The sequence below is a fragment of the Pseudomonas sp. KBN10P06128 genome (assembly GCF_037574945.1).
Taxonomy (GTDB): Bacteria; Pseudomonadota; Gammaproteobacteria; order Pseudomonadales; family Pseudomonadaceae; genus Pseudomonas; species Pseudomonas aeruginosa.
Genome location: NZ_JBBELR010000001.1, coordinates 1,501,764 through 1,515,633 on the forward strand (window position 1 = coordinate 1,501,764; position 13,870 = coordinate 1,515,633).

14 protein-coding genes are annotated in these 13,870 nt (G+C 68.1%); 12 read left to right on the forward strand and 2 right to left on the reverse strand.

Features of this window, described 5'->3' with window-relative positions:
- Nucleotides 1–10 precede the first annotated feature (10 nt).
- The 12 genes from VQ065_RS31970 to VQ065_RS06950 all read left to right on the forward strand — a co-directional run bounded on the left by VQ065_RS31970 (nucleotide 11) and on the right by VQ065_RS06950 (nucleotide 11,554).
- A complete protein-coding gene (locus VQ065_RS31970) occupies nucleotides 11–613 on the forward strand; it encodes a transposase (RefSeq protein ID WP_003085362.1) in 603 nt (200 codons plus the stop codon).
- A 164-nt stretch (nucleotides 614–777) separates the two neighbouring features.
- Nucleotides 778–2,412, forward strand: coding sequence for a ShlB/FhaC/HecB family hemolysin secretion/activation protein (locus VQ065_RS06900; RefSeq protein WP_003085364.1), 1,635 nt, complete (start codon nucleotides 778–780; stop codon nucleotides 2,410–2,412).
- 23 nt (nucleotides 2,413–2,435) lie between these two features.
- On the forward strand, nucleotides 2,436–4,283 hold the full coding sequence (locus VQ065_RS06905) for a DUF2341 domain-containing protein (protein ID WP_003085365.1): 1,848 nt from the start codon (nucleotides 2,436–2,438) through the stop codon (nucleotides 4,281–4,283).
- 10 nt (nucleotides 4,284–4,293) lie between these two features.
- On the forward strand, nucleotides 4,294–4,713 hold the full coding sequence (locus VQ065_RS06910; protein ID WP_003085366.1) for an ExbD/TolR family protein: 420 nt from the start codon (nucleotides 4,294–4,296) through the stop codon (nucleotides 4,711–4,713).
- An 8-nt stretch (nucleotides 4,714–4,721) separates the two neighbouring features.
- A complete protein-coding gene (locus VQ065_RS06915; protein ID WP_003085367.1) occupies nucleotides 4,722–5,468 on the forward strand; it encodes an energy transducer TonB family protein in 747 nt (248 codons plus the stop codon).
- Nucleotides 5,469–5,535: 67 nt separating this feature from the next.
- Complete coding sequence (locus VQ065_RS06920) at nucleotides 5,536–7,242, forward strand: putative porin (protein ID WP_003085370.1); 1,707 nt, start codon at nucleotides 5,536–5,538, stop codon at nucleotides 7,240–7,242.
- Between the two features lie 34 nt (nucleotides 7,243–7,276).
- Nucleotides 7,277–7,939, forward strand: a complete 663-nt coding sequence (locus tag VQ065_RS06925) for a hypothetical protein (protein WP_003085372.1) — start codon at nucleotides 7,277–7,279, stop codon at nucleotides 7,937–7,939.
- A 28-nt stretch (nucleotides 7,940–7,967) separates the two neighbouring features.
- Nucleotides 7,968–8,447: a YbjN domain-containing protein gene (locus VQ065_RS06930; protein WP_003085375.1), complete on the forward strand. Its 480-nt coding sequence runs from the start codon at nucleotides 7,968–7,970 to the stop codon at nucleotides 8,445–8,447.
- A 4-nt stretch (nucleotides 8,448–8,451) separates the two neighbouring features.
- On the forward strand, nucleotides 8,452–9,396 hold the full coding sequence (locus VQ065_RS06935) for a peptidylprolyl isomerase (protein WP_014603256.1): 945 nt from the start codon (nucleotides 8,452–8,454) through the stop codon (nucleotides 9,394–9,396).
- Nucleotides 9,396–9,821, forward strand: coding sequence for a hypothetical protein (locus VQ065_RS06940; protein ID WP_003085381.1), 426 nt, complete (start codon nucleotides 9,396–9,398; stop codon nucleotides 9,819–9,821). Before VQ065_RS06935 ends, VQ065_RS06940 begins: the two co-directional genes overlap by 1 nt.
- A 9-nt stretch (nucleotides 9,822–9,830) precedes the next feature.
- Nucleotides 9,831–10,817: a LysR family transcriptional regulator gene (locus tag VQ065_RS06945; RefSeq protein WP_003085384.1), complete on the forward strand. Its 987-nt coding sequence runs from the start codon at nucleotides 9,831–9,833 to the stop codon at nucleotides 10,815–10,817.
- Between the two features lie 71 nt (nucleotides 10,818–10,888).
- Complete coding sequence (locus VQ065_RS06950) at nucleotides 10,889–11,554, forward strand: helix-turn-helix transcriptional regulator (protein ID WP_003085387.1); 666 nt, start codon at nucleotides 10,889–10,891, stop codon at nucleotides 11,552–11,554.
- On the opposite strand, the gene VQ065_RS06955 is transcribed toward VQ065_RS06950, so the two are convergent.
- On the reverse strand, nucleotides 11,537–12,442 hold the full coding sequence (locus VQ065_RS06955; protein ID WP_003085391.1) for a sterol desaturase family protein: 906 nt from the start codon (nucleotides 12,440–12,442) through the stop codon (nucleotides 11,537–11,539). The two genes, VQ065_RS06950 and VQ065_RS06955, sit on opposite strands and share 18 nt — an antisense overlap.
- Before the next feature lie 78 nt (nucleotides 12,443–12,520).
- Entirely contained in the window at nucleotides 12,521–13,837 is a 1,317-nt protein-coding gene (locus tag VQ065_RS06960) for an MFS transporter (RefSeq protein ID WP_014603584.1), read from the reverse strand.
- Nucleotides 13,838–13,870 lie beyond the last annotated feature (33 nt).

The following is a 13,870-nucleotide window of genomic DNA, read 5'->3' on the forward strand; positions in this document are numbered from 1 at the left end:
GTGAGTATTGATGGAAAGTTACTCGAAAGTCGGTATGCAGGAACTTGACCAGCGCCTATCGAAGATCGTCGAAGCCGCACGCAAGAAACCGGTATCGGTTTATCGATATGGGGCGCCATGGGTCTGGATAGTGTCCCAGGAAGATTGGCAGGGTGCGCTCAAGGAAGTGTCCAGCTATATACCGCCGGGACATTCCCTGGCGTTGCTGAAACCGCAAATAGAAAGTCTCCTTGGCGAAGAGGCTAAAGTCCTCTCGGCGCTCGCCCGCGAACATGGCATGCAGTTGGCCCCGGAGCCGCTGATCCATGCGCTGCTGCTGCAACTGCTGTACGCGATTCCCAGCGAGCAGCAGTTGTACGAGCAATTGAACTACAACCTGCTGTATCGCTGGTTCGTCGGCCTGGAGATGAAGCAGAAGATCTGGAGTTTTCCGGTTTTCGTCGGCGATATAACCGTCCTGCTGAACAGCGCGGAGGCGGTAAGGATAATAGGCAGGATTATCGGGGAAGTGATTTCCGGGGATCTCATGCAGATGCCGGAGTTCTCCCTGAACTTCGCCTTGTTGCATACATGGCAAGCGCGCCATGGCGGAGCGCGACGGCTGAATATCTAGCGCGAAAGTGAAAATAGAGAAGAACGAAATTTCATAAGGGCGGGGCGCTGTTTTTAACAGGTTGTTCATGCGTCATCGCTAGTTTGTTGTCTTTCATAGAACTGTTCGATGAACGGACTTGTTGCATTAGAACAATAAGTCCCGATGGAACTTCGGGGGACCGTGTGAAGCGTTCGCTGTTCAATTGTGCGCACCCGTTTCGCCAGCGCTGGTCGATCGGTTGCCTGGCTGTCGCATTGTCGTGCGCTTCGCTGGCCGACGAGGCCCCTCCCGCCGCGGCGGGAGCCGAGCCCCAGCGTCTGGTGGACATCAACGAGTACGTGGTACGCGGCAACACCGTGCTGGACAACCGCGCCATCGAGGCGGCGGTGTATCCCTTCCTCGGGCCGCAGCGCAGCCTGGGCGACATCGAGGGGGCGCGCGATGCGCTGCAGGCCGCCTACCAGGAGAAGGGCTACCAGTCGGTCTACGTCGAGCTGCCGGAGCAGCAGGTGAGCGGCGGGGTGGTCTACCTGCAGGTCACCGAGACCGCTGTCGGTCGCGTCCGGGTGGTCGGCGCCAAGCACTATTCGCCGGTGGAGTTGCGCGAGGAAGTGCCGGCCCTGGAGGAGGGCAAGGTACCCGACTTCGCCCAGGTCCAGCGCGAGCTGGCGCAGGTCAACCGCACCCCCGGCCGCCAGGTGCTGCCGATGGTGCGCGAGGGCCAGCGGCCCGGCACTATGGACGTCGACCTGCAGGTGGAAGACAAGAATCCCTGGCACGCCAGCATCGGCCTGAACAACGACTACAGCGCCGACACCCGTCACTTGCGCTCGGTGGTTTCGCTGGGCTACGACAACCTCTGGCAACTCGGCCACGCCATCTCGCTGACCTATTTCACCGCGCCGCAGGACCAGGACAACGCCAAGGTCTGGTCCGGCTCCTACACCGCGCCGCTGAGCCAGCGCTGGAGCGTGCAGCTGTCCGGCTACCAGTCCGACAGCGACGTGGCCACGGTGGGCAGCATGAATGTGGTCGGCCAGGGCCATTCCTATGGCGTCGCGGCGATCTACAGCCTGCCGGTCACCGGCCTCTGGTCGCACTCGTTCTCCTTCGGCGTCGACTTCAAGGACTTCGAGGAACAGACCCGGATCGGCGGCAACAACGACAGGGTGCCGATCAAGTACGCCCCGCTGACCCTCAGCTACAACGGCTTCCGCTACACCGAACGTTCCCAGTTGGCCCTCGGCCTGAGCCTGGTGGCCGGTACCGGCAGTCTCCTCGGCTACGGCGACGACGACGAGGAATTCGACCGCAAGCGTTATCGCGCCAAGTCCGGCTTCGGTGTGCTCAAGGGCGATCTCAACCACACCCTGACCTTCGGCGGCGACTGGCAGGTGGCGACCAAGGCGGCCTTCCAGCTCGCCTCCGGGCCGCTGATCTCCAACGAACAGTTCGCTGCCGGCGGTGCCACCAGCGTGCGTGGCTACCTGGCGGCGGAGAACACCGCCGACGACGGCTACCTGCTCTCCCAGGAATGGCGTACGCCGTCCCTCGGACGCTTCCTCGGCAAGCGCGCCGGCGGCTACGTCAACGACTGGCGCTTCTACGTGTTCGCCGAGGGCGCGCAACTGCGCCTGCAGGATGCGCTGCCCGAGCAGGACGACGACTTCAGCCTGGCCAGCGTCGGCATCGGCACCCGTGCGCAACTCGCCGACTGGCTGTCCGGCAGCCTCGACTGGGCCTTCCCGCTGCTGGAAGGGACGAACACCGACAAACACGACTCGCGCCTGCATTTCAGCGTGCAGGCGAGCTTCTGACGCTGACCCCGGAGTAACCCCACATGTATCGCTTATTGCTGACATCGCTGATCTGCCTGGGCCTGCTGGCCCCGGCCAGCGCCAGTGCCTGGTGGCAGGACGACTGGCAGTACCGCAAGCAGGTCTCGGTCGATACCACCCCGCAAGGCGCGGCGATCAACGAGAGTCTCGGTCGCCTGCCGTTGCTGGTGCGCCTGCATACCGGCAACTTCACCTTCGACGGGGTCAACGAGAACGGCTCGGACATCCGCTTCGTCGCCGCCGACGACAAGACCGTGTTGCGCCACCAGGTCGAGAGCTTCGACCCACTGATGGGCATGGCCCTGATCTGGGTCGACGTGCCGCGGGTGGAGGGTGGCCAGCGCCAGGACATCTGGATGTACTACGGCAACGCCAAGGCGCCGGAGAGCGGCAACGGCCAGTCGGTGTTCGACCCGGACTACACCCTGGTCTATCACTTCGACGGTGCGCCGGGCACTCCGCCGCGGGACTCCACCGCCTACGCCAACAATGCGCAGACCGCCGCCGGCAGTCCGGTGGAGGGCGTCATCGGTCGCTCCGCGCAACTGCTGGGCCAGCCGCTGCTGCTGCCGGCCAGCCCATCGCTGGCGGTGAGCGCCGGTGGCACCTTCAGCTTCAGCGGCTGGGTGCGTCCCGACCAACTGGCCGGCGAACAGGTCCTGCTGTCGCGCCGCGAAGGCGGCAACGCCCTGTTGGTCGGCCTGGCCCAGGGCGCGCCCTTCGTCGAGCTGAACGGTCAGCGCGCTGCCGCCAGCCAGGCCCTGGCGCAGGGGCAATGGCAGCATCTGGCGCTGGTCGCCGACGGTACCCGGCTGGCGCTGTATCTCGGCGGTCGCGAAGTCGCCAGCCTGGCGGCGGCGCTGCCGGCGTTCAGCGGCGCGATCGCCATCGGCGCGGAAGGCCAGGCCGCGCCTGCGGTCGCCACCGAAGCGGCAAGCGGGGAAGGTGAGGCGAGCGCCGCGGCGCCGACCCTGCAACCCTTCCAGGGCGCCATCGACGAGTTGCGCCTGTCGAAGATCGCCCGCCCGGCGGCGCTGCTCCTCGCCGATGCCACCGCCCAGGGCGCCGAGTCGCGCCTGGTGGCCTACGGGGTCGACGAGAAGCAGTCCGGCTTCGGCTTCGGCAAGCTCGGCTTCCTGCTCAACGCAGTGCCGCTGGATGCCTGGGTGATCATCGCGATCCTGGCGCTGATGATGGTCCAGTCGTGGGTCATCATGTACCGCAAGAACCAGAACGTCGGCCGTGTCAGTCGCGCCAACGGGCTGTTCCGCGAGCGCTTCGCCGAGGTCGGCACGCGCCTGGAACTGCTCGCCGACGACCGCGAGCTGGCCGCCCGCCTGCAACACTCCTCGCTGTGGCGCCTGTACCAGGTGGCGGTGAAGGAGATCCGCACCCGCCGCGAGCAGGGCGCCGACACCTCTTCCGTCTCCGCGGCCACCATCGAGGCGATCCGCGCCTCCATGGACGGCGTGCGCACCAAGGAGAACCAGCAGCTCGGCTCGCGCCTGTCGAGCCTGTCCAACGCCATCGCCGGCGGCCCCTACATCGGCCTGCTCGGCACCGTGCTGGGGATCATGGTGGTGTTCCTCGGCACCGCCATGGCCGGCGACGTCAACATCAACGCCATCGCCCCGGGCATGGCCGCCGCCCTGCTGGCCACGGCCATGGGCCTGTTCGTCGCGATCCCCGCGTTGTTCGGCTACAACCGCCTGGTCACGCGGAACAAGGAAGTCAGCGCGGACATGCGGGTGTTCGTCGACGAGTTCGTCACCCGCCTCGCCGAGGTGCATGGCGAAAGCCAGCTCAGCGAAGTGGCCCATCGTCGCAACGGCCAGCCGTTGCCGGCCTGAGGAGAACGCCATGGCTTCCGTGAACAGCAGCCACGACGATGACGACGACGGCGCCGTCGACAGCATCAACATCACCCCGCTGGTGGACGTGCTGATGGTGGTGCTGGTGATGTTCATCCTCACCGCCACCGCCCAGGTCGCCGGGATCCAGATCAACCTGCCGAAGGCCAGTGCCACCGTGGCGCTGTCGCAGCCCAAGACCAAGGCGATCTCGGTGAACGACGCCGGCCAGGTGTTCCTCGACGCCTACCCGGTGACCCTGCCCGAGCTGGAGGACCGCCTGCGTACGGAGAAGGCCCTCAACCCCGACTTCCCGGTAGTGGTCCGCGGCGACGCCACGGTGCAGTACCAGAAGGTCATCGAGGTCCTCGACCTGCTGCGCCGCCTGGAGCTGTCCCAGGTCGGCCTGGTCACCGGCAAACCGACCTGAGGCCCGGGATGAACATGTCCGCCGATCCCAAGCACACCCCCGAGCCGAAAAATGCCGCGCCGCTGTCCATCGACGGCCACCCGGCGAACCCGACCCTGCGCTACCTCAAGTGGGGCCTCGGCGCGCTGCTGCTCGCCGGCCTCGCCTGGCTGGTCTGGGAGTGGGCCAACGACATGAGCGGCGTGCGCCGCGAGGCGCCCAAGGTGCCGGCGATCATCCCGCTGCCGCCGCCGCCTCCGCCGCCGCCGGAAAAACCGCCGGAACCGGAGCAGCCGGTGGAAGAGGAAAAGATCGTCGAGCCGGAACCGCAACCCGAACTGGAGGAGGTCAAGCCGCAGGAGGAAGCGCCGCCGTCGCCGGCCGACGACCTGGCCGACCCGATGCAGATGGATGGTGACGCCCAGTCCGGCTCCGACGCTTTCAACATCGGCGCCGGCAAGGGCGGCGGGATGGCCGGTTCCGGCGGCGGTCGCGCCGGCAACGCCAGCTATAGCCAGTACCTGGCCTACGCCTTCCAGCGCCTGCTGCGGGACAACCCGGAGCTGCGCAACCTGGCGTTCCGCCTGCAGGCGGAGATCTGGCTGAGTTCCTCGGGGGATATCACCCGGGCCGAACTGACCCGCTCCAGCGGCGACCCCGAGACCGACCAGAAGGTGCTGGCCGCGCTGCGCGCCGCCGGCCGCCTGGAAGAACGCCCGCCGGCTTCGCTGACCCTGCCGGTGCGCATCGCCCTGCAGGGCAAGCGGCCGGGATGAGAAGACGCCAACCCAGAACGATTTCCGGCAGGCGACTGCCTTGAAGGACCTTAGGAGCCGTACACAGATGAACGCGAAAGTGAACCGACTGGCGCTGGGGATGGGCGTCATGCTCGCCGCGCTGGCCGGCCAGGCGCAGGCCCAGCCGCCGGCGCCCTCGGAGAACGCCACGATCAACCTGATCCGCCTGCTGGTACAGCAGGGCGTGTTGAAGAAGGAACAGGCCGATGCGCTGGTCAGGCAGGCCGAGGCCGAGGCGTTGCAGGCCCAGCAGGCGCGCCAGGCCGTGGCGCCCGCGGCGGCCGTCGCCGCGGTCCCCGGGGAGGTCCGCGTACCCTATATCCCGCAGGTGGTGCGCGACCAGATCCGCGACGAAGTGAAGGCCGAGGTAATGACCCAGGCCAAGGCGGAGAACTGGGCGCAGCCCAACGCCTTCCCGGACTGGGCCTCGCGCATCAGTTTCGACGGCGACGTGCGCCTGCGCTACGAGTCGCGCTCCTTCGGCAACGGCAACAGCAACCAGATCACCGACTTCGCCGAACTCAACGACGACGGTCCCTATGACGTCAACCCGAATACCAGCTCGGGCCTGCCGCCGCTGCTCAACACCCGCGAGGACCGCGACAGCCTGCTGCGCCTGCGTGCGCGCTTCGGCCTCAAGGCGACGCTGTCGGAAAGCTGGAGCGCCGGCATCCGCATCGGCACCGGTTCGGACAACAACCCGGTGTCGACCACCCAGACCCTCGGCGGCGGCTTCGGCAAGAAGGACCTCTGGCTCGACCAGGGCTACCTGACCTGGAAGCCCAGCGAGCGCCTGAGCCTGACCGGCGGGCGGATCGCCAATCCGTTCCTGTCCACCGACCTGTTGTATTCCAACGACCTCAACTTCGACGGCGTGGCGGCGATCTTCAACCAGCCGCTGAGCCGCGATGTCTCGCTGTTCGGCACGGTTGGCGCGTTCCCCGTGGAGTACAGCTCGGACACCGCCTCGTCGAACGGTTTCGACAAGGAAGACAGCGACAACAAGTGGATGTACGGCGCGCAATTGGGCGCCACCTGGAAGATCAACCCGCAGCACAGCCTTACCGGCGCGCTGGCCTACTACCGCTTCGACGATATCGAAGGGCGGCGTTCCAGCCCCTGCCGGCCCTGGGCCGGGGATCCGGAGTGCGACACCGACGGCAGCCGTCCGACCTTCATGCAGAAGGGCAACACGGTGTTCCTCCTGCGCGACATCGTGCCCAACCCGGCCGACCCGGCGAACACGCCGAACCCGCAGTACGTCGGCCTGGCCTCGGAGTTCAACCTGCTCGACCTGAACCTCGGCTGGGATGCCGAGCTGCCCAACGACTTCAAGCTGCGGGTGGCCGGCAACTACGTGCACAACCTGGGCTACGACGAGGGCGATATGCGCAAGCGCGCCGGCGGTGTGGCGCAGATCGCCAACAACCTCGGCTCCGATGGCGACATCAAGAGCGGGGCGAACGCCTGGATGCTCCAGTTCACCCTGGGCAACGCCCTGGACATGCGCGACGCCGGCGACTGGCAGGTCTTCGCCGCCTACAAGTACATCCAGCCGGATGCCCTGCCGGATGGTTTCAACGATTCCACCTTCCACCTTGGCGGGACCAACGCCAAGGGCTACATCCTCGGCGCCAGCTATGGCTTCGACAAGCGCGTCTACGGTACCGCGCGCTGGCTCAGCTCCGACGAGGTCTACGGCGCACCGTTCTCCATCGACGTCCTGCAACTCGAGGTCAACACGCGCTTCTGAGCGCTCCTCGAGGCAGACCATGAAGAGGCAGACCATGAACACGCGACCTTTCTCATTACCGATCTGGGCCCAGGCGCTGCTCGCCGGGGCCGCCTTCGCCGCCTACGCCAGCCAGGCGGCCTACGCCGACAGCCTGGAGGAACGCCTGCGTGCCCAGTTGCGCAGCACCACCCAGCAACTCCAGGCGCTGCAGACCGAACAGGCCCAGGCCACCGCGGCGAAAGCCGCGCTGGAAAGCCAGCGCGATGCGGCGCTGGCCCAGGTCAAGCAACTGAGCGCCGAGCTGGCCCGGGCCAAGGGCCAGGCCGAGCAGCTCTCGGCCCAGCAACAGGGCTTGCACGACCGGGCGCGGCAGATGGTCGAGGCGAGCAACGAGCAACTGGGCAAGTACAAGCAGGCCTACGACGAGTTGCTGGTCATGGCGCGAGCCAAGGAGGCCGAGCGGCAGAAGCTCGACCTGGCGTTCCGCGAGCACGACCAGCAGTTGCAGCAGTGCACCGCGAAGAACCGGGAGATGTATGGCGTGGCCAAGGAGATCCTCGGCGCCTACGAGAACGTCAGCGTCGCCGAGGTGATGAAGATCCGCCAACCGTTCGCCAGCGGTGCGCGGGTGAAATTCGAAGAGATGGCGCAGAAGCTCGGCGACGACCTCTACAAGACCCAGGTCGAGAACCGCCAGGCGGCGCTCGCCCAGTGAAATCCGATAGCAAACCAGGAACCCGGACATGAACGACATCACCCTGATCGAACACCTTTCCGTCGACAGCCTGACCGAGGCCTTGCAGGACGCCGGCTACCGGGTCAACCGCAGCGAGCAGAACGGCGTCGTGCAACTGCTCAGCGCCAGCCAGGGAATCGGCTACGCGGTGCGCTTCGGCAATCCGGCGGCGACGCCGGCGAGCTACCTCGACTTCACCTTCAGCTGCGCCCTGCGCGTGCAGGGCGAATTGCCCGCCGGGCTGACCGAGCGCTGGAATCTCAGCCGGCGCTTCGGCCGCCTGTCGCAGCAGGGCGAGTTCCTGGTGATGGAAATGGACGTGATCGTCGCCGGCGGCGTCAGCCCGGCCAACCTGCGTAGCCATATCGAACTGTGGGATCGCCTGCTGCAGGAGTTCATCGCCTACCTGCGCGACTACAGCCGCCTGGCCGCGGAGCAACAGGGCATGGCGCAGGATGCCGGTCAACCCGTCGATGGCGAGGCCTGAGCCGATGCGGCCGGCATTTCGTTGCGGTGTCCTGGCGTTCGCGCTTGCCGTTCTCGCCGGCTGTGGCCAGCGCGAGGACGGCGGCGCGGGCCAGGCCCAGGCCGCGCTTGCCAAGCCATCTGCCAGCGCCGCCGCGGAGCCCGCGGTGGCCCGCCTCGGCGCCTTGCAGGTGGCGCCGGACGAACTGAAGGCGCTGCTGGCCGAGGTGCCGGCGGAAACCCGCGTGCAGTTGAGCGAGAACCGCGACGCGCTGGAGCGCTGGATGCGTGCGCGACTGGCCGAGAAGGCGCTCTACGAGCAGGCCAGCGCCCAGGACTGGCAACAGCGTCCGCAGGTGAAGACGCTGATCGATGCGGCGGCGCGGCAGATCGTCCTGCGTACCTACCTGGAGTCGGTGAGCACGGTGCCCGAGGACTACCCCAGCGATGCCGAACTGCAGGCCGCCTACCAGGCGAACAAGGCGCAACTGGCTGTACCGGCGCTGTACCGGGTCAGCCAGATCTTCATCGCCGCCTCTGCGGCCGGCGGGCTTGCCGAAGCGCGCAAGCGCGCCCAGGAACTCTACCGGCAGGCCGCGGACGGCGACTTCGCCGAACTGGCGCGCAAGCATTCCGACGACCCGCAGACCGCCCGCAACGGCGGCGACATCGGTGGGTTGCTGGCGCAGGCGCAACTGCTGCCGGCGATCCGTCCGGCGCTGGAACGGCTGAAGGTCGGCGCGGTGTCCGAGCCGATCCAGGGCGCCAACGGTTTCCACCTGGTCAAGCTGACCGAGCGTCGCGACGCCCGCCTCGCCACCCTCGACGAGGTCCGTGGTCGCCTGCGCGAAAGCCTGCGCGCGCAACGCCAGGAGCAGATCGCCAAGGCCTACCTGGATGGCCTGGTGAACAACGCTACCCTGAGCATCGACGGCGCGTTGCTCGGCAAGACCCTGGCGGAACTGCACTGATGGACGGCATCCCGGAGGCCAGGCGTGGGCCGCGCGCGAGCCGCTGGCGGCACCTGCGCAGTTGGCTGTTCGGCGAGCCCGAGCGGTTCCGCGACGAACGCCAGCGGCTCTGGGGCGCCTATGCCGCATGGCTCGGCGAGCAGGTCCAGCAGCGCCTGGGCGAAGACGCCGAAACCGCGCCGCGGCTGCTGGCCTTTCTGGAGTCGCGGCGCGCGGCGGGGCAGTTGCCGAATACCGACATCGACCTGCGGGTCTGGCTCGACGAACGCGGCTGGATCGTCCGTCTCGCCTGCCTGTGCAGCGACGCCGAGCCGATCGAGAATGAACTGCGGCGCGCGCTGATGGACCGTTCGTTGCGCTTGCCGCCGCCGGAACACATGCCGCAGCCGATCGAACTGCGGATTCGCCTCATGCCTGGACGCTAGCGAGGAAGCATGGCCCTATCGGAGTCCGCCGGGCAGCGCCCGGCACTGCTCAGGCCCGCGCAGGGACGCGACGATCGTGCCTATTGGCACGAGCTGTTCGGCTCCCTGGAGGTGGTGCATTTCTTCCTGGTCACCGCCCGTTGCGGCTGTTTCATGCAGGCTGCGCGCAGCCTGGACGTCAAGCCGACGCTGCTGCGCAAGACCCTGGCCCGGCTCGAGGAGCGCCTCGGCCTGCATCTGTTCGTGCATGAGGGCAACGCCCTCTCGCTGACCCGCGAGGGCCGCATCGTCCAGGCCGCCGGGCAGCGCCTGGTCGAGGACAGCCAGAGCCACGCCGATCTTCACCGGCAACAGCCGCTGGTGCGCCTGGCGGTGGCCGAAAGCGTCCTGCACGATGTGCTCAGTCGCGAGCTGTGGGGCTACCTGCGCAAGAACGCCAACCTGCGCGTAGCCCTCGCCGAGTTGCGCGAGGGTTGGCCGGAAAGCGCAGGGCCGGCGGAGATCGCCATCTGGATCGCCGATCCGGGGCAGCCGCATCCGGCGATGGAAGGCCACTTCGCCGCACCGACGCGCATCGCCGAGCTGGAGTACCAGCCGCACATCGGCAAGCGCTATTCGCGCGAGCGCACGCGGCCGGCCAGCGAGGACGAGCTGGACGACTACCTGCTGGCGCAGCTCCACGGCCAGGCCGCCAGCGCCGCCTTGGCACCCTGGAACCGGCGGGTGGCGGCTCGCCAGTCGGGAGTGATCGAGGTACAGAGCCACGACCTGCTGCTACAGGCGATCCTCTGGGGCGCCTGCATCGGCCTGCTGCCGCATTACGCCGGACGCCTGGAGCGCAACCTGGCGGCGTTGCCGCAGGTCTTCGACGAGCCGATGCGGCGGGAAGTCTGGATGAGCGTGCAGCCGGAAGCGGAGAACCGCGTGGAGGTGCGTGCCTTGCTCGATCTGATCGAGCACGCCTTCGACGACCGGCGCGACTGGTTCGGACGCTGACCTTGCGGGCTTGACGGCGGTCGCCATAGCCGACACCGTTTCGCCACGGAACGGTTGACGGAAGGTACGCGATGACGGAGCGGCATTGGCAGGGCGAGGTCTGGCTGGCGCGGGACCACGCGCTGTTCGCCGGGGTCAACGGCGATACCCGCGAGCACGCTCACTATGCCCACCAGTTGCTGCTGGCGGAGACGCCGCTGCGGGTGCGCGTCGCTGGCCAGGTACTGGAGGCCCGGCGCTTGCTGGTGCCCTCGCTGCAAGCCCATCGCGTCGACGCGTCGCAGCCGTTGCTGGCGCTGTACGCCGAGCCGCTGGCGTTCGACAGCGACGACCTGCGTCAGCTTCTTGAGGACGCTCCCGGCGAGCCCGAGGCGTTGCTGGGGCGGCTTGCGCGGCTGCCTCGTCGACGGCTCGACCGCCGCGTCGAAAAGGCCCTGGCGGCGCTCGACGAGCAACTCGCGGCGCGGGTTGAGGCGGAAAGACTGGCGCGCAGCGCCAGTCTTTCGCTGAGCCAACTAGAGCGGCTGTTCGCCGTCCAGGTCGGCCTGTCGGTACGCCGCCTGGTGCTCTGGCGCCGCCTGTACCTGGCCTTCGCCCTGGCTTTGCAGGGGCGCAGCCTGACCGAGGCGGCCCATCACGCCGGCTTCGCCGACGCCGCGCACCTGTCGCGCAGCGTACGCAGCCTGCTCGGTATCCGCGCCGGCCTGTCGCTGCCGCACCTACGCCTGGCCGGCTGAACGCCCCAATCCTTCCGGCGGCTGTGGGACGTGCCTGCTGCGTGGCAGGTCGCGGAATGGCGCGAGCAACTGGCCGGCATAGTCGCGGGGATAGTCAGGCTGGTCGCCGATGCCCATGTCGGTGCTGTCCAGGCGGTAGTCGGGACGATGGAGGGCGGTGCCGAGCAGGCGGTCCCAGACGCTGAAGAACAGCGCGAAGTTGACGTCGCCGGCGCGCCCGTAGCGGATGTGGTGCAGGCGATGCAGCGGTGCCCAGGCGAACACATGGCGTAACCCGCCGATGCGCATGTCGACGTTGCTGTGTTGCAGCAGCAACTGGATGCCGATGGCGAAGGCGAGCAGCGCGGCGACCGTCTGCGGCACGCCGAGCAGCAACAGCGGCAGGGTGCCGCCGAGCGCTTCCAGGCCCAGGTGCAGGGGATGCTTCATCAGCCCGTTGAAACCGTACAGGCGCTGCACGCTATGGTGCACCGCGTGCAGCCGCCAAAGCAGCGCCGAACGGTGGCTGGCGTAGTGCACCAGGGTGATGCCGAGATCGGCCAGGACGATCGCCAGCAGCAGTTGCAGCCACAGCGGCCAGGCCTGCGGCCATACCGGCCAGAAGCCCAGAACTCCGGCCAGCAGTGGCAGGGCGAGGATGCCAAGTGCGTTCAGGCTTTCGTTGACCGACGCGTGCAGGACATCGCGCAGGCGGTCGGCGTGCGGCCGGTTCCAGCGTGGCTGGTAGGGCAGTCGTCGTTCGGCGAGAAAGGACAGGCCGAGCGCCCCGAGGAACAGGGCGACCAGCCAGGCGTGGGAAGCCTGGCGATAGCCGACCTGCCAGGTCGCCAGGCCGATGAAGCCGGACCAGAAGAGGGGCGCGTAGGCGTAGCGCAGGAAGAACTGCATGGTGGGACCTCCGGATGAATGAGGTCCCCAGCGTCGCCCGCGACAGGCCGGCGGCGCTTGAACGAACCGCGCAAGTTCTCAGTCGCGCAGCACCAGCGGCGCGCCTCCCATGTCCCCGCGACCCGGCCAGGTCTCGCGGGCCAGCCAGGCCCCAACCAGGCAGGCCAGGTTGGCCAGCAGCAGGTAGCCCAGCGGCGACAGCGGATTGCCGGTGACGCCGATCAGCCAGGTCACCACGATCTGCGCGGTGCCGCCGAACGCGGCGACGCCGGTCGCATAGACCAGGGAAAAACCGGTGGAGCGCAGCGCCCGGGGGAAGCTTTCTACCAGCAGCACGATCAGCGCCGCGCCGCTCATGCCATGCAGGGCCGAGAGCAGGGCGAGGACGGCGAGGAAGACTGCCGGCTCGGGGTGACGGGTCATTGCCTGCAGTGCCGGGAACAGCACCGCGAGCAGCGCCAGGCGCGGCAGGATCAGCACGGCGCGGCGCCCGTAGCGGTCGCAGAGCACGCCGCCGAGCAACGCCGAGAGCGCCAGTGCGGCGCCGGCGACCAGCGTCGAGAGCATCGCGATGCCCGCCGGCAGGTGTAGCTCGGTAAGGGCGAAGGTGGTCATGTAGTTGAGGAAGTACTGGGTGATGGTGCTTCCGGAGAGGATCAGCAGGCCGAGCAGCAGGGCCCGCCGATGATTGCCGAACAACTCGCCGAGCAGGCTCCGGGTGCTGGCCTGGCGGCCGCGTCCGGAAAAGGTCTCGGCCAGGTTGAGGCGGATGTACAGGCCGATCGGCAGGACCAGCAGGCCGGCCGCGAAGGGAATCCGCCAGCCCCATTCCTGCAGTTGGCGCTCGTCGAGCCAGAGGGTGAGCAGGTAGCCCATCAGCCCGGCGGCGACCGCCGCGATGCCTTGCGCCACGACCTGCCAGCAGGCGTAGGTGCCGCGCTTGTGCGGCGGTGCCGCCTCGAGGATGTAGGTGGTCGCCGGCCCGGCCTCGCCGCCCCAGGCCAGGCCTTGCAGCAGGCGGGTCAACACCAGCAGCAGCGGCGCGGCCGGGCCGATGCTGTCGTAGCCGGGGAGCACCGCGATGCCGCCGGTGCCCAGCGCCATCAGGAACAGGGTAAGGAGCATCGCCGGCTTGCGCCCGGCGCGGTCGGCGTAGGCGCCGATAAGGATCGCGCCGAGGGGGCGGATGACGAAGCCGACGCCGAACGCGGTGACCGACAGGAGCAGGCTGACGAAGGCGCTGTCGGAGGGGAAGAAAGTCCGTCCGATCATCACCGCGAAGGTGGCATAGACCCCGAAGTCGAAGAATTCCACGGCGTTGCCGAGGACCACGGCAAAGACGCTGCGGCGGCTGGCCGGATCGGCGGCCGCCGGGGGACGGGTGGGGGAGCGCATGGCGAAGGCCCTCTCGGAGTGACGACTGAAACA